Source organism: Kitasatospora sp. NPDC054939, assembly GCF_053610105.1.
On record NZ_JBSGXP010000026.1, the window covers coordinates 22,241 to 45,657 of the forward strand.

The following is a 23,417-nucleotide window of genomic DNA, read 5'->3' on the forward strand; positions in this document are numbered from 1 at the left end:
GAAGACTCTAGTCGATGCGCCGGGTCGGGCCCCGGAGAAGTCGGCGGGCCGGGCGTCGCTCCGCCGCTGCGGCGGCGGGTTCCGGGAGACTGGCGGGGTGACCGTGCTGCTGTGGATCGCTGTCGTTTCCCTGGCCGTCTGGGTGTGGTTGGCCTGCTGCCACGGGATGTTCTGGCGGACGGACGTCCGGCTGCCGCCGCGGCCGAGGCCGGTGCGCTGGCCGTCGGTGGCGGTGGTGGTGCCGGCGCGGGACGAGGCCGGGGTGCTGCCGGTGAGCCTGCCGAGCCTGTTGGGGCAGAAGTACCCGGGGCGGGCGCGGGTGATCCTGGTGGACGACCACAGCTCGGACGGCACCGGGGCGCTGGCGCTCGCCCTGGCGTCCCGGCCCGGTCCCGCACCCGGGGACCGTCGGAAGGCGGCGCCCGCGAACCCGGGGCACGCGGACTCGGCACACGTCGGCCCGGCGCAGGACGGACCCCGGCAGGACGGCCCCGGGCAGGACGGCGGGTTGCCGCTGACGGTGACCACGCCTCCCCCGCTGCCCGCGGGCTGGACGGGGAAGCTGTGGGCGCTGCGGCACGGCGTGGAGCTGGCCGGTCCGGACGCGGAGTACCTGCTCCTCACCGACGCCGACATCGCGCACGGCCCGGATTCGCTGGCGGACCTGGTGGCCGCGGCCGAGGCGAACCGGCTGGACCTGGTCTCCCAGATGGCCCGGCTGCGGACGGAGACCGGCTGGGAGCGGCTGATCGTGCCGGCCTTCGTGTACTTCTTCGCTCAGTTGTACCCGTTCCGCCGCAGCAACCGGCCGGGGGCGCGGACGGCCGCGGCGGCGGGCGGCTGTTCGCTGGTGCGGCGGGAGGCGCTGGAGCGGGCGGGCGGGGTGGCGGCGATCCGGGGGGCGGTGATCGACGACGTGTCGCTGGCGCGGGCCGTGAGGCGCAGTGGCGGCCGGATCTGGCTGGGGCTGGCCGAGCAGGTGGACTCGGTGCGCCCGTACCCGCGGCTGGCGCAGCTGTGGCGGATGGTGTCGCGCAGCGCGTACGCCCAGTTGGGGCATTCGCCGCTGCTGCTGCTCGGTACCGTGGCCGGGCTGGCGCTGGTGTACCTGGTTCCGCCGGTGGCGGCGGTCGCGGGGGCGGTGGCGGCGGAGCTGCCGGTGGCCGTGGCGGGCGGTGCGGCGTGGGCGGTGATGGCGGGTACGTACCTGCCGATGCTCCGGTACTACGGGCGGCCGGCGCCGGCTGCGCTGCTGCTCCCGTTCACGGCGGCGCTGTACCTGCTGATGACGGTGGACTCGGCCGTGCAGCACTGGCGCGGCCGGGGTGCCGCGTGGAAGGGCCGGACGTACCCGGGCTGAGCGGCGCCCGGTCCAGGAGCGACCCCGCCGGACCCACGGACCCGCCGACCCGCCCCGCCCCGGCGGCCCGCCGGACCCCACGCCCGCGGCAACGGCGACAACCGCTACGACCGCTACGACCGCGACACCTGCGCCGACCCGAACCGACCCCGCCGCGGCGCGTACGCCGACTGCCGGACAGGACGGGCTCCGCGGGCGCACACTGTTCGAATGAACCGCCAGATGATCTCCCGCATCGCACACGCCCACCACCCCATCGCGGCCCCCCTCTCGGACGAGGCGGTGGACCGGCTGCTCACGCGGGCGACCGCGCGGACGGAGGAGGGCCGGGCCGTGGACCTCGGCTGCGGCGAAGCGGGGTGGCTGATCCGGGCGCTGGCGGCGCGGCCCCGTTGGCGGGCGGTCGGGGTGGACCTGGACGCCGCCGCGCTGACCCGGGCCCGGGAGGTGGCGCAGGCCGTCGGCGTGGTGCGTCGGCTGGGGCTGCACCACGTGGACGCGCGGGAGTTCGGGAGTACCGAGCCGTTCGACCTGGTGCTGAACGTGGGGTCGACGCACGCCTTCGGCGGTCTGGCGGCGACGCTGGAGGCGGCCGGGGAGCTGCTGGCACCGGGCGGGCAGGTGCTGGTGGGCGAGGCGTTCTGGGAGCGTGAGCCGTCCCGGGCGGCGTTGGAGGGCCTGGGCGCGTCGGCGGAGGACTACGCGGATCTGGCGACGACCACCGGGCAGGTGGCCGGCCTGGGGTGGACGCCGGTGTACGGGCACGTCAGCAGCGCGCAGGAGTGGGACGACTACGAGCTGTCCTGGACGGGTTCGCTGGCGGAGTGGGCGCTGGACCACCCGGAGCACCCGGACGCGCCGGCCGCCCGGGAGGCCGCGGAGCTCCACCGCACGGGCTGGCTGCGCGGCTACCGCGGGACGCTGGGCTTCGTCACCCTCCTGCTGCGACGCAGCTGACCGGCCCTGCAGCGACCGCCGGCCCGCAGCCGAACGCGTCCGCCACCGACCGACCGAGCCCTCCACCGACCGGACCCACCGCCGCGCCCGCAGCCGATCGACCGCACCGCGCCGCACCGCGCCGCACCGCGCCGCACCCCGTCGGCTACTTCTGCGTGCGCTCCAGGAAGTCGGCGATCAGCGGCGCGATCTCCGGCAGCTTCTCCTCCAGCGCGAAGTGCCCGGTGTCCAGGACGTGCAGTTCGGCGCCGGGGACGTCGCGCAGGAAGGCGCGGGCGCCGGGCTCGGTGAAGAAGATGTCGTTGCGGCCCCAGACGATCAGGGTGGGCGGCTGGGCCTCGCGCAGCCACTGCTGGAACTCGGGGTAGCGGTCGAGGTTGCTGTGGTAGTCGAGGGCGAGTTCGACCTGGATGTCCTTGCGGCCGGGCAGGTCGAGGAAGTGCTGGTCGAGGGTCCAGCCGTCGGGGGCGACGAACTCGGGTTCGCCGGTGCCGCCTTCGTACTGGCCGCGGGTCATCTCCTCGGTGAGGATGCCGCGGACGCGGTCCTCGGCGCCGTCGACGCCGGGTCGGTTGGCGATGAACTCGCGGGCGAGGTCGGAGAGTCCGTCCTCGTAGGCGTTGCCGTTCTGGACGATCAGGCCGGTGATCCACTCGGGGTGGCGGGTGGCCAGGCGCAGGCCGACGGGGGCGCCGAAGTCGAAGACGTAGAGGGCGAACCGGTCGAGGCCGAGGGTGCGGCAGAAGCCCTCGACGACGTCCGCGAGGGTGTCGAAGCGGTACGTGAAGTCGGTCGGCGCGGGGGCGGCGCTGTGCCCGAAGCCGGGGTAGTCGGGGGCGATCAGGCGGTAGCGGGTGCCGAGGGCGTCGAAGAGCCGGCGGAACTGGTGCGAGGCGGAGGGGAATCCGTGCAGCAGCAGGAGCACCGGGGCGTCCTGGGGGCCGGTCTCGCGGTAGAAGATCCGCAGCCCGTCGACGTCGACGTGGCGGTGGCGGATGTCGGGGAACGCCGGGAGGAAGGCCGAGTTCGTCATGCTAACCATTAAACACGCACGTACCAGTTAGGTAAAGGCGCACCCGAACCCCGGCCCCTCACCTCACTCCCTCACCCCACACACCCACCCGCCTCACCGCCCCAGCAGCCGCAGCGCCGCCGGCTTGGTGAACTCGTACCGCACCATCTGTTCGAGGTCCCGCAGCCAGGGCCCGGCCCCGGCCGGCCGCGCCAGCGCCCGCGCGTACAGCTCCTCGAAGGCGCGGGTGACGGTCTCCAGCGAGAACCGTCCGACCACCCAGTCGCGCCCCCAACCGCCCAGCTCGGCGCGGCGTTCCGGGTCGTCCGCCAGGGCGCGGATCTGCTCGGCGAGGGCGGCGGGCGAGCGGCTGCCGTCGCCGAAGCCGTACATGCAGCGGGAGGCGTGCGGTTCGACCAGCGGGCCCGGTTCGTGCAGGGCGGTGTAGCCCGCCGCGCCGTGCACGATCACCGGCTTCCCGAAGGCCAGGCCGCGCAGCGCGGAGCCGCCCATGCCGAGGACGATGTCGGCGGCCTGGTACGCGGGCCGGGGGTCGGCCAACTGGCCGGGCACCAGGACGGCTTCGCGTCCCAGCTCGGCGTTGACGGCGGCCGCGCGGGCCCGGAGCCCGTCCAGGCTGGGGCCGGCGCCGACCACGGCGAGCCGCAGCCGCGGGTCGTCGAGGTGGCGCACCGCGTCGACGGTGAGTTCGGCGCCGGCGTCCTTCTCCAGGTCGGGCACCAGGCGGGTGACGATGGAGAGCAGCAACTCGTCGTCGCGGATGCCGTGTTCGCGCCGGAAGGCGGCGCCGTCGACCTGCCCGGGGGCGTCGGTCGCGGTGTTGACGGGCGGTTCGATCAGGCTGACGTCCCGGTGGCCGAAGGCCCGGCCGTCGCCCAGCAGCGCGCCGAGGCCGAGCACCAGCGGCTGGTGACGGGGCATTCCGCGCAGCATCCGGATGCCGTAGAAGGTGGTGACGACCGGGAGGCGACCGTAACGGCCGGGCCCGAAGAAGGAGTTGCGCGCCGCCCGGACCTCCCAGGCGTGCAGCAGCTGGCTGCCGTGCTCGGCGGCGACCGCGCGCAGCCGGCGGCGGACCTCCCGGTGCGGGGTCTGCGGATCGCCGGCGACGACGAGTTCCAGGCCGTGGCTGGCGGCGAGTTCGACCAGCGGGGCCGGTCCGGCGATGCCCTGGGCGAACAGCACCGGGTGGTGGCCGCGGTCGCGCATGGTGCGGGCGATGTCGACGGCGTTGAGCTGGGCGCCGCCCAGCGCGAGGTTGTTGAGGTGGACGAGCACCCGGACGGGCTGCACGGCTCACTCCTCCCAGTGGTGCGGGACGAAGACGGGGGCGGCCAGGACGACGGCGCGGGGCGGGGTGTCGAGCATCGGGCCGAAGACGTCGAACTGCCCGGCGGAGTGCCAGCTCATCAGCGTCCCGCCGTCGGTCCTGCCGATGCTGTAGACGCCCAGCCAGAGCGTGTAGCGGCCGCGGGGCAGCGGCAGCCGCGGGATGACGCAGGCCACCTGGTGGTCGTCGCCGGTGAGCCGGATCTCGTGGCTGATCTGGAAGATCGGGCTGGAGGTGCCCTCGCTGACGCCCAGGTGCAGGGTGGCGTCGCCGCGGTAGTCGCCGCCGAGGGTGAGTTCGACGGTGACCGGTTCGTCGGTGGTGAGGTTCTCCCGGCCGTCCTCGCCGAGCACGGTGTGCTTGAGGAGTTGGAGCGGTTCGCCGACCCGGGCGCTCGCCTCGGACTGCGCCTCGATGGAGTCGCGGTAGCCGGCCAGGGCCTCCTTGATGCCGGCGTCGACCCGGACGGAGCCCTGCTCCAGCCAGATCCCGCGGCGGCAGATGGACTCGACGGCGGGCAGGTCGTGGGAGACGAAGACGATGGTGGTGCCCTGTTCGGCGACCTCGCGCATGCGGTCCAGGCAGCGCTGCTGGAAGACCGCGTCGCCGACCGCGAGCACCTCGTCGACCAGCAGGACGTGCGGCTCCAGGTAGGCGGCGACGGCGAAGCCTAGGCGCATCTGCATGCCGGAGGAGTAGAACTTCACCTGCCGGTCGATGGCGCCGCCGAGCCGGGCGAACTCCACGATGGCGTCGAACCGGCCGGCCACCTCGCGGCGGCGCAGGCCGAGCAGCGCCCCGAACAGGTAGATGTTCTCCCGGCCCGTCAGGTCGGGGTGAATGCCGGCCCGGATCTCGATCAGCGCGCCGATCCGGCCGCGGACGTCGATGATCCCGCCGTACGGGTACATCACCCGGGTCAGCATCTTGAGCAGCGTGGACTTGCCGGAACCGTTGGAGCCGATCAGGCCGACCGCCTCGCCGGGCTCGATGTGCATGGTGATGTCGCGCAGTGCCCAGCGCCAGTCCTCGCCCTTGCCGCCGCGCAGCCGGCGGGCCACCGCGTCGACCTTGTCGCGCAGCAGCATCCGCTGCTGGTCGGCCTTGAAGCGCTTCCACACCTGCTCGGTCCGGATGGTGCCGAGCGGGAGGTCCTGGCTAGGCGACATCGGCGATCCCCGTTTCGAGCTTCTTGAACAGCAGGTAGCCGCCGACCAGGAAGACCAGCGAGGAGCCGGCGGCGATGGCGGTGAGCGCCAACTCGGGTGCCGCGCCGTACAGCAGGGCGTTGCGGTAGCCCTCGATGACGGCGCCGAGCGGGTTGATGCCGACGTAGACCTTCTGCAGGTAGTCCGGGATCTGGCCCAGCGGATAGGCGACCGGGGTGGCGAACACGCCCATCTGCGTGATGATCGGCAGCAGGTGGCGGACGTCGCGCAGGTAGACGACGGCGACCGAGAGGATCAGCGCGATGCCGTAGGTGAAGGCGAACTGGATGCCCAGCAGCGGGATCACCCAGAGCAGGGTGGCGGCCGGCGCGGTCCAGAAGACCAGGAAGAGCAGGCCGAGGACGGCCGTGCCGATCAGCATGTCCACGGTGGCGACCAGCATGGTGGCCAGCGGGAAGACCTCGCGGGGGCAGTACACCTTGTTGAGCAGGCTGAGGTTGTTGGCGAGGCTCAGCGCGCCCTGGTTCATGGTGTTGGAGAAGAACTGCCAGACGATCAGGCCGACGTAGGCGAACAGCGGGTACGCGGCGCCCGCGGTGTCGACGTGCACGGCCCGGCGGAAGACCAGGGTGAAGATGGCGCAGAGCGCGAGCGGGGTGAGCACCGCCCAGGCGAAGCCGAGGACCGCCTGCTTGTACCGGGCCCGCAGGTCGCGTTCGGCCAGGGCGCGGACCAGCTCCCGTGCACCCCAGAGCTCGCGGGCGACCTGCGCGGGTCGCAGCCGGCGTTTGAAGACCAGTTCGGGCGGGGGGCCGTCGGCGGCCGGCCGCCGCTGCGCCCCGATGTGCTGGCTGGCGTGCTCGTCGACGAGCTGCGCGCGTTGTCCCCCCACGGACCCCTGCCCTCTCCGGTACCGCCGGTATCGAGAAGTGGGCCCGTCGCCACGGCAGTTCGTCGCCCGGCGGTGCGGCCCGGTGTCCACTCTGGCACAGAGTGTGGCGGGCGGGGGTCGGTTCAGTGAAGGTGATCGCACGCCGTCCGACGGCGTGCGGGGGGTGGTGCCGAAGGACCCTCCGGCACAGCGCCGCAGGGCCCTTCGGTACGGCCGCCGGGGTCCGCGGACCCGGCGTCAGCGCTTGTCCTGCTCCTTCTTCCTGGCCTCCTGGTCCTGCTGGACGAGGTGGTCGAGGACGGCGGGCATCTCCTTCGCGCCGCCGGCGCTGGTCGGCGAGGTGCGGTACTGGCCCTGGACGACCACGGTGGGCAGCTCGTTGATGCCGTACCGGGTGAACTGCTCGATGGCGTCGGCGATCGAGCGGTCCACCTCGGACGAGCGGTAGGCGTCGCGGAACCGCTGGGCGTCGACGCCCTGGCGGACGGCCCAGGCGACCGCACCGGTCTCGTCGGTCAGGTCGGCCTTCTCCGCCCGGACGGCGTGGAAGGCGCCCGTCTGCAGCTGCTCGACCAGGCCGAGGCGCTCCAGCGTGTAGTAGAGGCGGGCGTGGCCGCGCTGCACCCGCTCCTCCGGGCTGCCCTGCCAGATGGCGGGCACCCGGCGCAGCTCGACGTCGGCGGTGTGGCGGGCGGCCCACTGCTGGAGCGGCTGCTCCAGCTCCTGGGAGTGCCCGCAGCTGTACCAGAAGAACTCGACGGCCTCGGTGCGGGTGCTCTCGCGCACCGACTGCGGCTGGTCGGTGCGGCTGTACTGGGTGCCCTCGCGGGGAGGTTCGCGGGTGACGGCGCCGGCCTGGACGGGGGTCGCGGCGATCCCGGTGGCGACGGCCAGCAGGACGGTGGACTTCAGCAGGGATTTCACACCGGGGAGTGTGGCGGTGACGGTGCGGGGTCGGCCAGTCACGCGGGGGCGGCGTGGCCGGGATTCGCCCGTTCGGCGCAGCCCGGCCATACCCCCTCGGCCAGGCCGGACAGGGCTCAGCGGCTCAGCGGCCGGTGAGGTCGGCGAAGAGCTGCTGCCAGGCGTCCACCACGACGCCGAGTTCGAAGCGGGCCAGTGCATGCTCACGGGCGGCTGCGCCGAGGGTGGCGCGGTCGCCGGCGAGCACCTTGGCCAGGGCCTCGGCGAGGGCGGCCGGGTCGCCGGGGGCGACCAGGGCTCCGGTGGCGCCGTGCCGGACGACCGAGGAGACCCAGCCGACGTCGGTGGCGACGGCGGGCAGTCCGGCGAGGGCGGCCTCGATCAGGACGCCGGGGACGCCCTCGCTGTCGCTGGTGAGCAGCAGGGCGTCGGCCGCCCGGTAGAGCGGGGAGGGGTCGGCGAGGGTGCCGAGGAAGTGGGCGCGGGCGGCGGCGGGGTGGCGTTCGAGGGCGGTGCGCAGCGGTCCGGCGCCGGCGACGGCGAGCCGGACGTCGGGCAGCCGGTCGAGGGTGTCGAGGGCGAGGTCGAGGCGCTTCTCGGGGGCTATCGCGCCGACCCAGGCGACCAGCAGGCCGTCGCCGGGCAGGCCGAGTGCCTGGCGGGCGGCGCGGCGTTCGGCGTCGTCGCGGGCGGGCAGGTAGCGCTCGGCGGCGCGGGCGTTGGGGATGGTGCGCACCCGGGTGCCGGGCAGCCGGTAGTGGTCGAGGAGGACGGCCCGGGCCTCGTCGGAGAGGGCGGTGACGGCGGCGGCGCGGTGCAGCAGGGCGCCGGTGCGCAGGCGGCGGGCGGGGCTGCCGGTCCAGTGCCGGGGGTCGCCGATGCTGACGTAGACGAAGGGGGTGCGGGAGGCGGCGAGCGCGAGGGCGCAGGCGGGCAGGGTGCTGGAGCCGTGGGCGACCACCAGGTCGGCGGTGCGGGCGGCGGAGCGCAGTCCGAGGAGGGTGGCGGGGTGCAGGCGCCGGGGTCCGAGGACGGTGGTGAGGGTGGGGGCACCGGGGGTGCCGGGGCGGGTGTCGGGGTGCGGGGCGAGGGCGCGCAGGGCGGATCCCTGGCCCCGGCGGCGCAGTTCGCGGTGGAGGTCGCGGGCGAGGTTCTGGGCTCCTCGCCGGCGCGGGTCGGTGATCACGTGCAGGATGCGGGGGCGGGTTCCGGCCGTCGTGGCCGACGTGGCGTCGGGCATGGGAATGACCTTGGCACAGGGCCCGGCGCGGTACAGCCCCTTCGCGCAACCTGGTGGTGGTGCGTGCGCCCGCGCCCTGACGTGTCGGTGCGCCGGTCGTTCACGCTGGACGGCTTCCGGTGCGGTCTGTGCGCCCCGGCGAGCGCCGTTCGCCGCCCCCTTCGCTCCCCCGGGCGCGCGGCCCGGAGTGGCCGATTCCCTGGCGGGCGGGCGGGCCACCTGCGATGCTGATCGCCAGTCAGGGTGCGGCCCGGCATGGGAGGCCGGACGCGCCCAGGAGCCCGGGGGGTTGGCCTGTGCATGTGCTCTATGTGATCGACAGCGTGAGCCGGGTGGGCGGGGCCGAGCAGGGGCTGATGGCGATGGCGCCGCCGCTGGTGCGGGCCGGGGTACGGCTCGACGTCGCGTACCTCAAGGACTCGCCCGGCGGGTTCCAGCCGGAGCTGGTGGCGGCGGGGGCGCAGGTGTTCGGCCTGCCGCAGTCGGGGCGCGGGGGCGCGGTCGCGGCGCTGCGCAGGCTGGTCCGCGAGCGCCGGCCGGACCTGGTCCACACCACGCTGTACGAGTCGGACGTGCTGGGCCGCACGGCGGCGCTCTCGGCGGGGGTGCCGGTGGTGTCCAGCCTGGTCAACTCCGCGTACGGGCCCGAGCACCGGTACGCGCGCGGGCTGAACCCGTGGAAGGTGCGTGCGGCACAGGCGGTGGACGCGGTGACCGCGCAGGGCACCCGCCGCTTCCACGCGCTGACCCGGCACGTGGCAGGGGCGATGGCGCAGCGGCTGCGGGTGCCGCGCTCGCGGATCGACGTGGTGCCGCGCGGGCGGGATCCGGAGCTGCTGGGCACCGTCACGCCGGAGCGGCGGGAGGCGGTGCGGGCCGGGCTCGGGCTGCCGCCGGAGGTGCCGGTGGTGCTGGCGGCGGCCCGGCAGCAGTACCAGAAGGGCCTGGACGTGCTGCTGGAGGCGTGGCCGGCGGTGCTGGCCGCGGAGCCGGACGCGGTGCTGCTGCTGGCCGGCTGCGGGGGCGGCGAGACGGCCCGGCTGGAGGCGCTGGCCCGGGAGGCCGGGCAGGTGCGGTTCCTGGGCGAGCGGCGGGACGTCTTCGACCTGATGGCCGCCTCGGACGCGCTGGCGGTGCCGTCCCGCTGGGAGGGGCTGGGCAGCGCGGCGATGGAGGCGATGGGGGTCGGAGTGCCGCTGGTCTGTTCGGACGTGCCGGCGCTGCGGGAGACGGTGGGCTCGGAGGACTACGCGCGGCTGGTGCCGCCGGAGCGGCCGGCCGAGCTGGCGGAGGCGCTGGCCGACACGCTAGGCGACCGGGCGTCCGCACAGGTGCGGGCGAAGTCGGCGCGGGCGCGCTTCCTCACCTCCTTCACGCTGCACCAGGTGTCCGCCCAGATGGTCGAGTTCTACGAGCACTCGTTGCGCGTGCGGCCGGTCTAGGGCGGGCACCCGGGACGGGCTCCGGGGACAGGGCTCCGCCGATGCTCCGGGACCGTCACCGGGGCCAGGTCCGACCGCACACGGAGGGTGGATGGCCCGATCTGACCGGGCGTCGGCAAATCCCGGCTCCGAGTATTGCCAAAGCGGTTGCGCCGCACGTCGCGGACGGCAAGCATCGCTTGGGGGAGCGGTGCGGCCGACTGCGGGGGGCCGTGCCGGCAGGGCGGGGCAGCGGGCCGCGGCGTGGGGCCCGTACGGCACCGCTCGGGGGGAGCGAGCCGTCAGGGGGGCCGTGTTGGGACACCAGCCGAGGGATTCCACCGCACCGCGCGCGACCGCGGGTCACCCGTGCCACAGGTGATCCCCGGGTAGCAGCCGCACCCCGACATCGCGCTCACCGGCCGGGCAGCTCCGGGCCGGGGGCTCCGCAGCACCACCGCACCACGAACGCGAGGGGATCCGACCGGTGGAACCGGCAAACCACTTCACCGTCCTGCGCCGGTACTGGCGGCTGCTCGTCGGCTGCACCGTGGCCGCGCTCGCCGTCGGCTGGGCCCTCACCCCGGCCGGCGACACGGTGGACAACTCCAAATGGACGTGCAAGGTCGCGATCACCCCGGTCGCGGGCGCCGGCGACACCGTCCGGGCCGACCAGGTGCTCTCGTACGCCCAGGGCGCGGACGTCGCGGTGGCGGCGGCCAAGCAGCTCGGCATCGCCGATCCGGCCGAGGTGATCGCCCGCCGCACGGTGACCGCCGACAGCGCCCAGATGCTCTCGATCGCGACGCTCGGGCCGACCCGGCAGTCCTGCACCGACCTCGCCTCCGCGTACTCGGCCGCCATCATCCAGGGCTTCAGCGACGAGTCCGCCAGGAGCGCCGCCGAGACGATCAAGAAGCTGCAGGCCCAGGCCGACGAGCAGCAGCGCCAACTCAACGAGGTGCAGCAGCAGTTCAGCCGCTCCTCGGCCGCCGACCAGCCCAAGCTGCAGCCGAAGCTGAACGCCGCGTCCACCTCGCTGACCGCCACCCTCACCGCGATCAGCAAGCTGCAGAACTCCACCCAGACCGACGCCATCCAGCAGTGGGGCAGCACCGACGCCCGGGAGAACGCCGGCAGCCTGTTCTCCTCCCCCAGCCGCACCGTCCGGCTCGGCCTGGCCACCGGCCTGGGCCTGGGCCTGGGCGTGGTGGCCGCCCTGATGCTGAGCCGGATGGACACCCGGCTGCGCAGCCGCAACGCGGTCGAGGAGGCGTTCCACCTGCCGGTCATCGGGGAGATCCCGCAGCTGTCGCGCCGGCTGCGCAGGCTGCGCGAACCGCTGGTGCGCGCCCGGCCCTCCGACCCGGCCGCCGAGGCGTACCGCTCGCTGCGCTCCACCCTGCTGCTCACCGGTCCGGACACGCTCGCGCTGCCGACCGGCGGCCCCGAGGAGCAGCACCGGGCCGCCGCCCGGCGGCAGGCCCACCCGGCCCCGGTCGTCCTGGTCGCCTCGGCCCGCAGCGGCGACGGCCGGACCACCACGGTCGCCAACCTGGCCGCCGCGCTCGCCGAGACCGGGCGCGAAGTCCTCGTCCTGGACTGCGACTTCCGCCACCCGCAGGTCCACGCCCACCTCGGCGTCGGCAGCGGCCCCGGCATGGCCGAACTCCTCAGCGGCGAGCAGCTCGGCGAACTGGACGAGCTGATCCGCCCGACCAACGTCGAGGGCGTCACCCTGATCACCGGCGGCAACCCCACCGCCTACCCGGCCGCCCTGGTACTGCGGGCCGGGGAGGTGCTGCGCCGGGCCCGGCGGCACGCGGACGTCATCCTGGTCGACACCTCGCCGCTGCTGCACGCCAACGACGCCTACGACCTGGTGCAGCACGCGGACGCCGTGCTGGTCGCCGTCCGCAGCGGCAACTCCGCACCCGAGCAGGGCGAACGGGTCGCCGAGCTGCTCTCCCGCACCGGCGTGCCGGTGGCCGGGGTCGCCCTGCTCGGCACGTACGGGAGCACCGGGCGCCGGCGGCGCGCCACCGCGGGCGCCGCCTCGGCCGGACCGGGCCCGCGGACCGGCCAGCCCGCCCTGCCCCGCGGACCGCAGCCGCCCGCGCCGGAGCGCCCCACGCCCAGTTGGGCCCGACGCGCGGTGACCGGCGGCCCGGAGCTCAAGGACGGCGGCGTCAACGGCGCCCCGCCCGGCGAGCACGGCAAGCAGGCCCTGCTGCGCGAGGCGGAGGACCGGTGAGCGGGCGGATCCGGGTGCTCTGGCTCGCCAAGGGCCTGGGCCGGGGCGGCGCCGAGCAGCTGCTGGTGAACTGCGCGCGCCACGCTGACACCGACCGGTACGAGATCGAGGTCGCGTACGTGCTGCCGTGGAAGGACGCGCTGGCCACCGACCTGGAGGCGGCAGGGGTGCGGGTGCACTGCCTCGGCGGCGTCCCCGGCACCCCGGGGCGGGCCGATCCGCGCTGGCCGCTGCGGCTGCGCCGGCTGCTCGCCGAGCGCCGCTACGCCGTGGTGCACACCCACATGCCGATTCCGGCGACCGCCGCCCGGCTGCTCGCGCCCACCGCCGGTTCGCCCCGGCTGGTGCACACCGAGCACAACGTCTGGGAGCGCTACCGCACGCCCACCCGCTGGGCCAACGCCCTCACCTACCGGCGCAACGACGCGGTGATCGCCGTGTCGCGGGCGGTCGAGCGGTCCGTCCCGGCCAAGCGGCGCCGTCCCGGCGCGGAGATCCGGGTGGTCCACCACGGCCCGGACCTCGCCGGCGCCCCCGGGGGGCCAGCCGCCCGGGCCGACGCCCGCACCGAACTCGGGCTGCCGGCGGACGCGTTCGTGGTCGGCACGGTCGGCAACCTGACCCCGAAGAAGGACCAGGCGGGCCTGCTCGCCGCCCACGCCCTGCTGCGCCGCGAGCACCCCGGGGCCCGGCTGGTGCTGATCGGCTCCGGCCCGCTGGACGCGCCCCTGCGTGCCCGGGCCGCCGAACCGGACCTCGCCGGGAGCGTGCTGTTCACCGGCTCGCGCCCGGACGTGCCCCGACTGCTGCCCGCCCTGGACGTGTTCACTCTCAGCTCGCGCCAGGAGGGCCTGCCGGTCGCCCTGATGGAGGCGATGACCAGCGGCCTGCCCGCCGTCGTCACCCGGGTCGGCGGCATGCCCGAGGTGCTGGACGACGGCGTCCAGGGCCGGCTGGTGCCCCCCGGCGACCCGGCGGCCCTGGCCGCCGCCCTGGCCGGCCTCGCCACCGACACCGGCCTGCGCGCCCGCCTCGGCGCGGCGGCCCGCGAACGCTCCAAGGGCTTCGACGTGGCGGGCGCCCAGCGGTCCGTGGAGGCCGTGTACGAGCTGGTCCTGCGGAGCTGACCGGCCCGGACCCGGCGCCCCCGCGCCCTCCCCCGCCGCCATCGCCACCCCGCCGCCCATCGCCACCCCCGAAGGGAACCGACCCCGGCCGTGAGTGCCCTGCCCGCCCCCGCCGAGCTGACCTTCCGCCCGCTCGCGTCCCCCGACGTCCCGGCGGTCCTGGACCTGCTGACCGCCTCGCTGGCGGGCGGTCCCACCGGCACCCGCAGCGCCGCGTTCTTCCACTGGAAGCACCGCGACAACCCGTTCGGCGCCAGCCCGGGGCTCCTCGCCGAGACCCCGGACGGGCGGCTCGCCGGCGTCCGGCTGTTCCTGCGCTGGCAGTGGCGCGACGGCACCGGCGGGCGGGTCGTCGAGGCGGTCCGCCCGGTCGACACCGCCACCCACCCGGACTTCCAGGGCCGCGGCATCTTCCGCAGGCTCACCCTCGACCTGCTCGAAAAGGTCTCCGGGGACGCCGAGTTGGTGTTCAACACGCCGAACGGCAACAGCCTGCCCGGGTATCGGAAGATGGGCTGGCAGGAGCTCGGCCAGGTGCCGGTCGCGCTGCGTCCGGTCCGTCCGGCGGCCTTCGCCCGCGGTGTCCGCGCCGCCCTGGCCCGCCGCCCCGCCGCGGCCGCCTCGGCGAGCACGGCCGCCTCGGCGGTTGCCGGCAGTGCCGGACTGCGCTGCGAACTGCCCACCGCCGCCGACTGGTTCACCGCCCAGCCGGCTGAGGGGCCGCTCGCCGAACTGCTCCGCGAACGCGCCCTCGCCGACGCCGCCGACCGCCGGCTCGCCGTGCACCGCACCCGCGCGTTCCTGGAGTGGCGCTACGGCCGCGCCCCGGGCCTGGACTACCGGGTGCTCACCTGGCACCGCGGCGGCGAGCTCACCGGGGTCGCCTTCGGCCGGCCCCGCCGGCGCGGCCCGCTCGCCGAGTTCACCCTCGCCGACGTCCTGGTCCGGCCCGGCGACCGGGAGAGCGCGGCCCGGCTGCTGCGGGCCGCCGCCGGGGCGGGCTGCGACCATGTCGCCACCCACCTCTCCCCCGGCACCGAGGCCGCCCGGGCCGCCCTGCGCACCGGCTACCTGCGGGCCCCGCGCACCGGGATGACCCTGGCCGCCCGCACCCCCACCGGCACCACCCCGCTCACCCTGGACTCCTGGCGCTTCTCGCTCGGCGACCTGGAGGTCTTCTGATGCCCGCGCCCCCGACGGCCAGGGCGGTGCTCGACCGGGTGCCCTGGCCGTCCGTCCTCGCGGGCACCCTGGTGACGGCGTACATCACGGTCTTCGTGCTCGCGATGGTGCACACCTCGTACGACACCTGGGGGGCGCTGCTGATCCTCCCGGTGCTGATGGCCGTCGGCACCCCGATCCTCGTCCGGGTCGCCGCCGCCAACCCCGAACGCGACGTCTTCCGCCTGCTGATGCTGGCGATGGCCCTCAAACTGCTCTGCGCCTTCCCGCGCTACCTGATGGCCTTCGTGCTGTACGGCGGCGCGGCCGACGCCAAGATGTACCACCAGAAGGGCAGCGCCCTCGCGCTCCACCTCGGCCAGGCGGACCTGCTCGGCACCGGCCTGCACTACGACCTCGGGATGAAGGTCGCCGGCACCGGCTTCGTCATCATCGTCACCGGCGTGGTGTACGCGATCACCGGCCCCTCGCTGATCGGCGGCTTCCTGGTCTTCTCCTGGCTCGGCTTCTGGGGCCTGCTGCTGTTCTGGCGGGCCCTGCAGATCGCCTTCCCGGAGGCCGACTCCCGGCGCTACGCCAAGCTGGTGTTCTTCCTGCCCTCGCTGCTGTTCTGGCCGTCCAGCATCGGCAAGGACGCCTGGATGATGTTCTGCCTGGGCCTGACCGTCTACGGCACCGCCCGGCTGCTGGACCGCCGCTTCGGCGCCTTCGCCTGCATCGCACTCGGCTCGGTCGGCACCGCGATGGTCCGCCCGCACGTCACCGCCCTCGCCGGGGCCGGCCTGATGGTCGCGTACGTGCTGCGCAAGCGACCGCAGCAGGCCAGCGCGCTCGGCCCATTGCGCACCATCCTGACCGCACTGGTGCTGGCCGGCATGGCGGTGCTGATGCTCCAGCAGGTGTCCGCCTTCTTCGGCACCGAGGGCACCGGCGGCGACGCGGTCAACCAGGTGCTCAACGAGACCTCGCGGCGCACCAGCCAGGGCAACTCGATGATCAACCCGACCGCGCCCGAGGACGCCGCGCCCAAGTTCAGCCTCAACCCGGCCGGGCTCCCGGTGGCGGTGGTGAGCGTGCTGTTCCGCCCGTTCCCGTTCGAGGCGTCCAACGTCCAGAACCTGATCCAGTCCGTGGAGTGCTTCGCGCTGCTGGTGATGTTCATCCGGAGCTGGCCGCGGCTGAAGAGGCTGCCCCGGCTGTTCGTGCAGCGCTCGTACATCGCCTTCACCACCGTCTACGCGCTGCTGTTCTGCTGGGCGTTCTCCACGATCAACAACATGGGCATCCTGTCGCGCGAACGCGTCCAGGTGCTGCCGCTGGTGCTGGTCCTGCTGGTCGTCCCGGCCGCCGCGGGCCGCGCCGCCGTGCGCCGTACACCGCCCCTCTGGCGGACTGCGCCCGGCCAGTGGGGGCCGCGCGGCGCCCCGGCCGAAGTCCACCCCGTCCGCATCGGCGGACCGGGGCCCGATGGAGCGTCACCCGAGCAGGGGGGATCACCCGCACCATGACCACTGGAACCACCGGAACCGCCCGCACCTCCGCCGCCGACGGACTGCCCGCCTCCCTCGGCGGGACCCCGGCCTTCCCCGAGGGCCTGCCGCTGACCCGGGTCCGGGTGCCGGACCGGGCCGCCCTGCTGGAGCGGCTGGGCACCGTGCTGGACAGCGGACAGCTCACCAACGGCCCGACCGTGGCCGAACTGGAGGAGACCGCGGCCAAGTTGCTCGACGTCCCGCACGTGGTGGCGGTCTCCAACTGCACCGCGGGGCTCATGCTGGTGCTGCAGGCCGCCGGACTCGGCGACGGCCGCCCGGTGGTGATGCCCGGCTTCACCTTCTCCGCCACCGCCCACGCCGCCCACTGGGCCGGCGGCACCCCGGTCTTCGCCGAGGCCCGCGAGCAGGACATCACCCTCGACCCGGCGGACGCCGCCGCCCGGCTGGCCGCCGCCGACCGCCCCGCCGCGCTGATGGCCACCCACGTCTACGGCACCCCCTGCCAGACCGAGCGCCTCCAGGAGGTCGCCGACGCCGCCGGGGTGCCGCTGGTGTACGACTCCGCGCACGGCTTCGGCAGCCGCCGCAAGGGCGTGCCGGTCGGCAACTTCGGCTGGGCCGAGGTGTTCTCGATGAGCCCGACCAAGGTCGCGGTGGCCGGCGAGGGCGGCCTGGTCGCCACCCGGGACGCCGACCTCGCCCGCCGGCTGCGCACCGCCCGCGACTACGGCAACCCCGGCGACTACGACACGCTCTTCCCCGGACTCAATGCCCGGATGAGCGAGCTGCACGCCGCCGTCGGCCTCAACTGGCTGGCCGCGCTGCCCGAACGGGTGGCCCATCGGGGCACACTGGTCGAGGAGTTCGCCGGGGCGACAACCGGCCTGCCCGGCCTGCGGCTCGCCCTGCCCGAGGTCGGCGACGTCTCCACCTTCAAGGACCTCACACTGATCCTGGACGCCGACGCCTTCGGACTGACCGCCGTCCGGCTGGCCGCCGCGCTGAAGGCCGAGGGCATCGACTCCCGGCGCTACTTCCACCCGCCGGTCCAGCGCCAGCGGGCGTACGCGCACCTGGGCCAGGCCGAGGCGCTGCCGGTCACCGACCGGCTGGCCGCCTCGGTGCTGACGGTGCCGCTCTGGTCGCAGATGGACCGCCCGACCGTGCGCCGGATCGCGGACGCGGTGGTGCGGATCCAGGCGTATGCGGAGCGCCTGCCCACCGACTGACAGCGGCGCCCCGGGTTACGCGGATCGGGTGAACCGGGTTGGACCGCAGGCGCGCCGGATCGGCAGGATGTCCGGCCGGGGGGCCTGCGGCCCACCCCCGTCTTCTCCTCAACCGCTCCCGACTGATTTGGAGTTCCCCCGGTGTTCAAGGGATTCCGCAGCTTCCTGCTGCGCGGAAACGTGGTGGACCTGGCGGTCGGTATCGTCATCGGCGCCGCCTTCACCGCCGTCGTCACCGGGTTCGTCACGGCCTTCCTGACCCCGCTCATCGGTGTCGCCACCGGCGCGGTCGGCGACTTCACCCAGAAGACCTTCGAGGTCGCCGGCACCCGCTTCCCGTACGGCGTCTTCGTGAACGCCGCGATCAGCTTCGTCATGGTGGCCGCGGTGATCTACTTCGCCGTGGTGGTGCCGGTCGGCAGGCTGCAGTCGAAGTTCGACAGCGGCAAGCCCGCGCCGGTCGCCAAGGCGGACTGCCCGGAGTGCCTGAGCCCGATCCCGGCCGCCGCCGTCCGCTGCTCGTTCTGCACCTCCGAGGTGGCCGGCCGGCCGGGCTTCCCCGCGCAGGCCCTGACGAGCCGCTGAGGCCGTCCCGCCGGGCCTCCGCCGAGGGGTCTGACCTGCGCTGACGTGATCTTTATCCGCGAAACATTCACGAGCCTCCGCCGGTGCACCGGCGGGGGCTCGAATGCGCCGGGGCACGCCCCCCACGAAGGGGGTGACTTCGGCCGCTCCCACCAAGGGCTCCGGGGTCCTCGGGCCCGGTGCGGCGCGGGGTTCGTCCGGGTGCCGTTCGAGGACCGGGGCCCCCTTCGAGATGGCCGGAAGTCGACGCCGAAATGTCGGTTCTTCCTACTTTCGAGCCCTTTGCGCGAGCGAAGACTGTGTAAACACTCGAACTGCCCGCCCTCCCACTCTCCTCAGCAGGCGCATTGTGGGCTTACCGTATGCCCCATGACCTCGCCCCGCTCCTACGACGGAGTCGGCTACCCCTCTCCGTCTTTCTCCTCCGGCACGCCCATCTACGACAGCCTCGTCGCAGAACGCGGTGTCCCCCAGATCGCACCCATCAACGTGCCGGCGGCCCTGCCCCCGGCGATGTCCTCCGGCTACGGATCGGGTCTCGGCCCGTCCTACGAGAGCCGGTACGGCAGCGGGTACGACACCCCCGGCAGCAACCTCCCCGCGCTGCCGCCCGCCCGCCTCGCCCTCGGCCCCGGGCCGAGCAGCGGCCCCTCGGCCGGCCCGGCCACCGCGTACCTTCCGGCGCAGTCCGCGCCGGCGTACGCCGCCGCGCCCCAGCCGCCCGTCCCCGGCTACGGCGGCGCCCAGCCGTACCTGCCCGGCCAGCGCCCGCAGCAGCCCGCCCCCGGGTTCACCCAGGCGGCCACCGGCGGGTACCAGCCCTCGGGCGGCCAGAGCTTCGGCGGGCAGAACACCTTCGTCGGCGCCGGCCAGGGCGGACCGCAGAGCTTCGGCGCGCAGCAGGCCGGCGGGCAGCCCTTCGCCGCCCCCGCGCTCCCGGCGCCCGCGCTGCCCGCACCGACCCCGTCGTTCGGGCAACAGTCCTTCGGCGGGCAGCAGTCCTTCACCTCGCCGGGCTTCCAGAGCCAGGGCGGCGGCCAGGGCTTCGCGGGGCAGGGCGAGCAGGGCTTCGGCGGTGCGCAGCTGCGCCCGGCCGTCGGCCCGGTCGCGCCGGTCCGCCCGATGCAGCCGCAGCGCCCGGGCGGGTACGGCGACGGCCAGTACCAGCACGGCGGCTACCAGTCGCAGGCGCAGGGCTACTGAGCCTTCCCGGACACCGTCCGGCCGTACCGCACCGACCCCCCGCGGACCGGCACGGCCCCGACAGCGTCCGGCCGGCACCACCCGGTGCCGCGTGCGCACGCACAAGCACCACCTGAGCACCACCTGAAACACCCGAAGTACCACCCGGCGCCCACCGACGCGCGCCGGGCGAACGGAGAACAGGTCATCCACGGACCGCCCGGCGCGCCTTGCGGCGCCCGGGCGGTCCGTGCGCATACGGCGCGCGCAGGCGCTCCGCGGGCGGGGCGCCCCGGGGTGTGCGCGGCGGCGAACGGTGCTGGCAGGATGGGGGAATGCCACTGCTGACCGGACTGCACGTCTACCCCGTCAAGTCGATGTACCGCCTCAGCCCCGCCGACGCCCGGGTCGAGCCCTGGGGCCTGGCCGGCGACCGGCGGTGGATGCTGGTCGACGCGGGCGGACGCTTCGTCAGCCAGCGCGACGACCCGGCCCTCGGCCAGGTCCGTGCCGGGCTCACCGAGGACGGCGCGCTGCTACTCACCACCCCGGGCGGTGCCCGGATCGAGGTCCCGGCCCCCTCGGTGGCCCGGCACGACCCGCTCGCCGAGGTCGAGGTGTGGAACACCCGCTTCGCCGCCGCCGAGGCGGCCAAGGAGGCCCAGGTCTGGATCGCCGAGCAGCTCGGCGACTACCGGCTGGTGCACCTGGACGACCCGCGGGCCCGTCCGATCGACCCGGGCTTCTCCGACCCCGGCGACACCGTGTCGATGGCGGACGGCTTCCCGCTGCTGCTCACCACCACCGGTTCGCTGGCCCGGCTGAACGAGCTGATCGCCGCCGAGCACCCGGACGGCCACGAGCAGCTGCCGATGGAGCGCTTCCGCCCGAACGTCGTGGTCGACGGCACCGAACCGTGGATCGAGGACACCTGGCGCCGGATCCGGATCGGCGACCTGACCTTCCGGGTGGTCAAGCCCTGCGGTCGCTGCGTGGTCACCACCACCGACCAGGAGAGCGGCGAGCGGCGCGGCCCCGAGCCGCTGCGCAGCCTGGCCCGGCACCACCGGCTGCTGAAGAAGGCGTCGTTCGGGCAGAACCTGATCCCCGAGCGGCCGGCCGGGGTGGCGGGCGACGTGTACGGGACGCTGCGGCTCGGTGACGAGGTCGAGGTGCTGGAGGCGGGCGCGCACTGGCCGGAGAACGCCCTGGTGTGACCCGGGGCCGGGAGGCGGCCCGGTCCGGGAGAGCTCCCGGACCGGGGGCCGGCGGCGGGCCCTCGGGGCACCCCGGCCCGCCGGAACCGAAAACCTGCACACTCGTTGACACGGTTGCGGAACAGCGCTCCCGACCCCGCGGGGCCGCGGGGCTCCGCCGACGGAGCACCGCGGCGGCGGCGGTCGCGGAACCGCCCGTCGACCGGGTCCGGCCCCGAGCGGCCGGTTCACCCGGACGGGCGCGCTACGGTGGGCGGGCGGTCCGCGCGCCCGGCGCGTACGGACCGGCGTTCGCCGGCTCGATGAAGGTGGGGATGGCAGACCGTCATGGCTGAGCACAGGGTCAGGGTCACCCAGGACAGCGCTTCCCGCTGGCGCCGGCGGGCCGGCGAGTACGACACGCTCGCGGAGGCCCTGGCCGCCGCCGAACCCGGCGACACCGTCACGGTGCGGCCCGGCACGTTCCGCGAGAACGTCCTGCTGGACAAGCCGGTCACCCTCGTCCCCGCCCAGGGCCCCGGCACCGTCCGGATCGACCCGCCGTCCGGGGTGCCGCTGACGGTGACCGCCGCGGCCACCGTGCGGGACCTCGTGATCGAGGGCAGCGACAGCTCGGTGCCGGCCGTCCTCATCACCGGGTCCGCCGCCACGCCGACGCTGTCCGGCTGCCGGGTGGAGACCCGCTCGGCGAGCGGCGTCGAGGTCGGCGGCGGCGCCCGGGCCGCGCTGCGCGGCTGCGTCGTCGCCAACCCGGCCGGACTCGGCCTGCGGCTGCGCGGCGAGGACACCGCCGCGGCCTTCGAGGACTGCGAGGTGACCGCCGCCGGGCAGGCCGGAATCGCCGTGCTGGCCGGCGCCACCGCCGCCCTGGAGCGCTGCCGCGTGCACCACGCGGCCGGCGCCGGGGTACTGCTCAGCGACCCGGGCAGCGCCGCCGAACTGGTCAACTGCGAGATCTACGAGATCCGCGGCAGCGGCGTGCAGGCCGACGCCCAGGCCGTCGGACGGCTCACCGACTGCGCGATCCACCGGGTCACCGGCAACGGCGTCACCCTGGACGGCCAGGCCGAGCTGGAGCTGACCGGCTGCCGCATCCACGACCTGCCGGAGAACGGCGCCGACCTGCGCGGGCGCTCCCGGCTCAGCCTCACCGCCAGCACCGTCCGGGACTTCGGGCGCGGCGCGCTCTCGGTCTGGGACCAGGGCACCGAGGCCAGCGCCGAGGGCTGCCAGATCCACGGCTCCAGCGGCGAGTACCCGGCGCTCTGGGTCAGCGACGGCGCCCGGCTCAGCCTCACCGACTGCTCGCTGCACGACCTGCCGGACGCCCTGTTCGTCCTCGACCGGGACTCCTCCGCCACCGCGGTGGACTGCTCGTTCAGCCGGATCCGCAGCTCCGCGGTGTCGGTCAGCGGCGGCGCCGGGGTCACCCTGACCGGCTGCCGGGTGCAGGAGGCGGGCACCGGCCTCTGGTTCCGCGACCACGGCAGCGGCGGGCTGCTGACCGGCTGCGAGATCGCGGACGTCGGCACCGGCGTGATCGTCACCAAGGGCGCCGACCCGGTGCTGCGCGAGTGCACCGTGCGGGCGGGCACCGACGCCGGGGTGTACGTCTCCGCCCAGGGCCGCGGCACCTTCGAGGACTGCCGGGTCTCGCACGGCAAGGGCTTCGGCTTCCACATCATCGACGGCTGCCGCACGGTGCTGACCCGCTGCCGGGCCGAGCAGAACGGGCGGGCGGGCTTCGAGTTCTCCGAACCCGGTCCGGTGGTCGAGCAGTGCACCTCGGACGACGTGGCACCGGCCGCACCGTCGGCCTCGGCGCCCTCGGGGTACGCGGCGCCGGCGGGGTTCCCGGGGTCGGCGGGGTTCCCGGGGTCGGCGGGGTCGGGAGCGCTCCCGGGCGCGCCGGCCGAGCTGCCCGCGCCGAGGACGGCACGGCTGACCAGTTCCTCGGCACCGCTCGTCGCCCCCGCCGTGATCAACCCGATCCCGGACTGCCGGCCCGCCGACGAGGCCCTCGCCGAACTCGACTCCCTGGTCGGCCTGGCCACCGTCAAGCAGGAGGTCCGCACCCTGATCGACCTGATCTCGGTCGGACGGCGGCGCCGGCAGGCCGGGCTGAAGGCTCCCTCGCTCCGCCGCCACCTGGTCTTCACCGGCGCCCCCGGCACCGGCAAGACCACGGTCGCCCGCCTCTACGGCGAGATCCTCGCCTCGCTCGGCGTCCTGCAGCGCGGGCACCTGGTCGAGGTCGCCCGGGTCGACCTGGTCGGCGAGCACATCGGCTCCACCGCCATCCGCACCGCCGCCGCCTTCGACCGGGCGCGCGGCGGCGTGCTCTTCATCGACGAGGCGTACGCGCTCGCGCCCGAGGACGGCGCCCGCGACTTCGGCCGGGAGGCCATCGACACCCTGGTCAAGCTGATGGAGGACCACCGCGACGAAGTGGTGGTGATCGTCGCCGGCTACACCGCCGAGATGGAACGCTTCCTCTCCGCCAACCCCGGGGTCTCCTCCCGCTTCTCGCGCACCGTCGCCTTCCCCGACTACTCCGCCGACGAGCTGCTGGAGATCGCCCGCTCCCAGTGCGCCGAGCACGAGTACGCCCTCACCGAGGACGCCGAGACCGCGCTGCTCGGCCACTTCGCGGCGCTGGAGCGCGGCCCAAACTTCGGCAACGGGCGCACGGCGCGCCAGGTCTTCGAGACCATGGTCGAACGCCACGCCATGCGGGTCGCGCAACTGGCCGACCCGTCGACGGAGGAGCTCCAACTACTCGTCCCCGCCGACCTCCCGGGCGTGCGGACGGCCTGAGG

Annotated in this window: 18 protein-coding genes; 12 read left to right on the top strand and 6 right to left on the bottom strand. The window is 75.0% G+C overall.

The window, feature by feature from the left end:
• The first annotated feature begins 97 nt into the window (after window positions 1–97).
• Together ACWGB8_RS10510 and ACWGB8_RS10515 are read left to right on the top strand one after the other, a co-directional pair.
• The gene (locus ACWGB8_RS10510) at window positions 98–1,360 is read left to right on the top strand and encodes a glycosyltransferase (protein ID WP_452212215.1); all 1,263 of its coding nucleotides are present in this window, start codon (window positions 98–100) and stop codon (window positions 1,358–1,360) included.
• Between the two features lie 210 nt (window positions 1,361–1,570).
• On the top strand, window positions 1,571–2,317 hold the full coding sequence (locus ACWGB8_RS10515) for an SAM-dependent methyltransferase (protein WP_452212217.1): 747 nt from the start codon (window positions 1,571–1,573) through the stop codon (window positions 2,315–2,317).
• Between the two features lie 145 nt (window positions 2,318–2,462).
• On the opposite strand, the gene ACWGB8_RS10520 is transcribed toward ACWGB8_RS10515, so the two are convergent.
• The 6 genes from ACWGB8_RS10520 to ACWGB8_RS10545 form a co-directional block, all read right to left on the bottom strand.
• Window positions 2,463–3,350, bottom strand: coding sequence for an alpha/beta fold hydrolase (locus ACWGB8_RS10520; RefSeq protein ID WP_452212219.1), 888 nt, complete (start codon window positions 3,348–3,350; stop codon window positions 2,463–2,465).
• A gap of 93 nt (window positions 3,351–3,443) precedes the next feature.
• A complete protein-coding gene (locus ACWGB8_RS10525; protein WP_452212220.1) occupies window positions 3,444–4,643 on the bottom strand; it encodes a glycosyltransferase family 4 protein in 1,200 nt (399 codons plus the stop codon).
• A gap of 3 nt (window positions 4,644–4,646) precedes the next feature.
• Window positions 4,647–5,849 carry an ABC transporter ATP-binding protein gene (locus ACWGB8_RS10530; protein WP_452212222.1) on the bottom strand — a complete coding sequence of 401 codons (1,203 nt, stop codon included), beginning with the start codon at window positions 5,847–5,849 and terminating at the stop codon, window positions 4,647–4,649.
• Window positions 5,839–6,741 carry an ABC transporter permease gene (locus ACWGB8_RS10535; RefSeq protein WP_452212223.1) on the bottom strand — a complete coding sequence of 301 codons (903 nt, stop codon included), beginning with the start codon at window positions 6,739–6,741 and terminating at the stop codon, window positions 5,839–5,841. The genes ACWGB8_RS10530 and ACWGB8_RS10535 overlap by 11 nt, the downstream gene beginning before the upstream one ends.
• 237 nt (window positions 6,742–6,978) lie before the next feature.
• On the bottom strand, window positions 6,979–7,665 hold the full coding sequence (locus ACWGB8_RS10540; protein ID WP_452212225.1) for a thiol:disulfide interchange protein DsbA/DsbL: 687 nt from the start codon (window positions 7,663–7,665) through the stop codon (window positions 6,979–6,981).
• Window positions 7,666–7,789: 124 nt separating this feature from the next.
• On the bottom strand, window positions 7,790–8,905 hold the full coding sequence (locus tag ACWGB8_RS10545) for a glycosyltransferase family 4 protein (RefSeq protein WP_452212227.1): 1,116 nt from the start codon (window positions 8,903–8,905) through the stop codon (window positions 7,790–7,792).
• Window positions 8,906–9,216: 311 nt separating this feature from the next.
• Between ACWGB8_RS10545 and ACWGB8_RS10550 the strand changes: the two genes are divergently transcribed.
• The 10 genes from ACWGB8_RS10550 to ACWGB8_RS10595 all read left to right on the top strand — a co-directional run bounded on the left by ACWGB8_RS10550 (window position 9,217) and on the right by ACWGB8_RS10595 (window position 23,415).
• The gene (locus ACWGB8_RS10550; RefSeq protein ID WP_452212229.1) at window positions 9,217–10,347 is read left to right on the top strand and encodes a glycosyltransferase family 4 protein; all 1,131 of its coding nucleotides are present in this window, start codon (window positions 9,217–9,219) and stop codon (window positions 10,345–10,347) included.
• Window positions 10,348–10,813: 466 nt separating this feature from the next.
• Complete coding sequence (locus ACWGB8_RS10555; protein WP_452212230.1) at window positions 10,814–12,580, top strand: AAA family ATPase; 1,767 nt, start codon at window positions 10,814–10,816, stop codon at window positions 12,578–12,580.
• On the top strand, window positions 12,577–13,707 hold the full coding sequence (locus tag ACWGB8_RS10560; protein ID WP_452212231.1) for a glycosyltransferase: 1,131 nt from the start codon (window positions 12,577–12,579) through the stop codon (window positions 13,705–13,707). Before ACWGB8_RS10555 ends, ACWGB8_RS10560 begins: the two co-directional genes overlap by 4 nt.
• Before the next feature lie 90 nt (window positions 13,708–13,797).
• Entirely contained in the window at window positions 13,798–14,889 is a 1,092-nt protein-coding gene (locus ACWGB8_RS10565; protein ID WP_452212233.1) for an N-acetyltransferase family protein, read from the top strand.
• The gene (locus tag ACWGB8_RS10570) at window positions 14,889–16,397 is read left to right on the top strand and encodes a hypothetical protein (protein WP_452212235.1); all 1,509 of its coding nucleotides are present in this window, start codon (window positions 14,889–14,891) and stop codon (window positions 16,395–16,397) included. Before ACWGB8_RS10565 ends, ACWGB8_RS10570 begins: the two co-directional genes overlap by 1 nt.
• Window positions 16,394–17,614 (top strand): DegT/DnrJ/EryC1/StrS family aminotransferase, encoded by a 1,221-nt coding sequence (locus ACWGB8_RS10575; protein ID WP_452212237.1) that lies wholly within the window; start codon window positions 16,394–16,396, stop codon window positions 17,612–17,614. The genes ACWGB8_RS10570 and ACWGB8_RS10575 overlap by 4 nt, the downstream gene beginning before the upstream one ends.
• Window positions 17,615–17,755: 141 nt before the next feature.
• Window positions 17,756–18,199, top strand: a complete 444-nt coding sequence (gene mscL / locus ACWGB8_RS10580) for a large conductance mechanosensitive channel protein MscL (RefSeq protein ID WP_452212239.1) — start codon at window positions 17,756–17,758, stop codon at window positions 18,197–18,199.
• Window positions 18,200–18,568: 369 nt separating this feature from the next.
• Window positions 18,569–19,402 carry a DUF6643 family protein gene (locus ACWGB8_RS10585; protein ID WP_452212241.1) on the top strand — a complete coding sequence of 278 codons (834 nt, stop codon included), beginning with the start codon at window positions 18,569–18,571 and terminating at the stop codon, window positions 19,400–19,402.
• A 314-nt stretch (window positions 19,403–19,716) separates the two neighbouring features.
• A complete protein-coding gene (locus ACWGB8_RS10590) occupies window positions 19,717–20,598 on the top strand; it encodes an MOSC domain-containing protein (protein WP_452212243.1) in 882 nt (293 codons plus the stop codon).
• A gap of 327 nt (window positions 20,599–20,925) precedes the next feature.
• Window positions 20,926–23,415, top strand: a complete 2,490-nt coding sequence (locus ACWGB8_RS10595; RefSeq protein ID WP_452212245.1) for a right-handed parallel beta-helix repeat-containing protein — start codon at window positions 20,926–20,928, stop codon at window positions 23,413–23,415.
• Window positions 23,416–23,417: the final 2 nt, after the last annotated feature.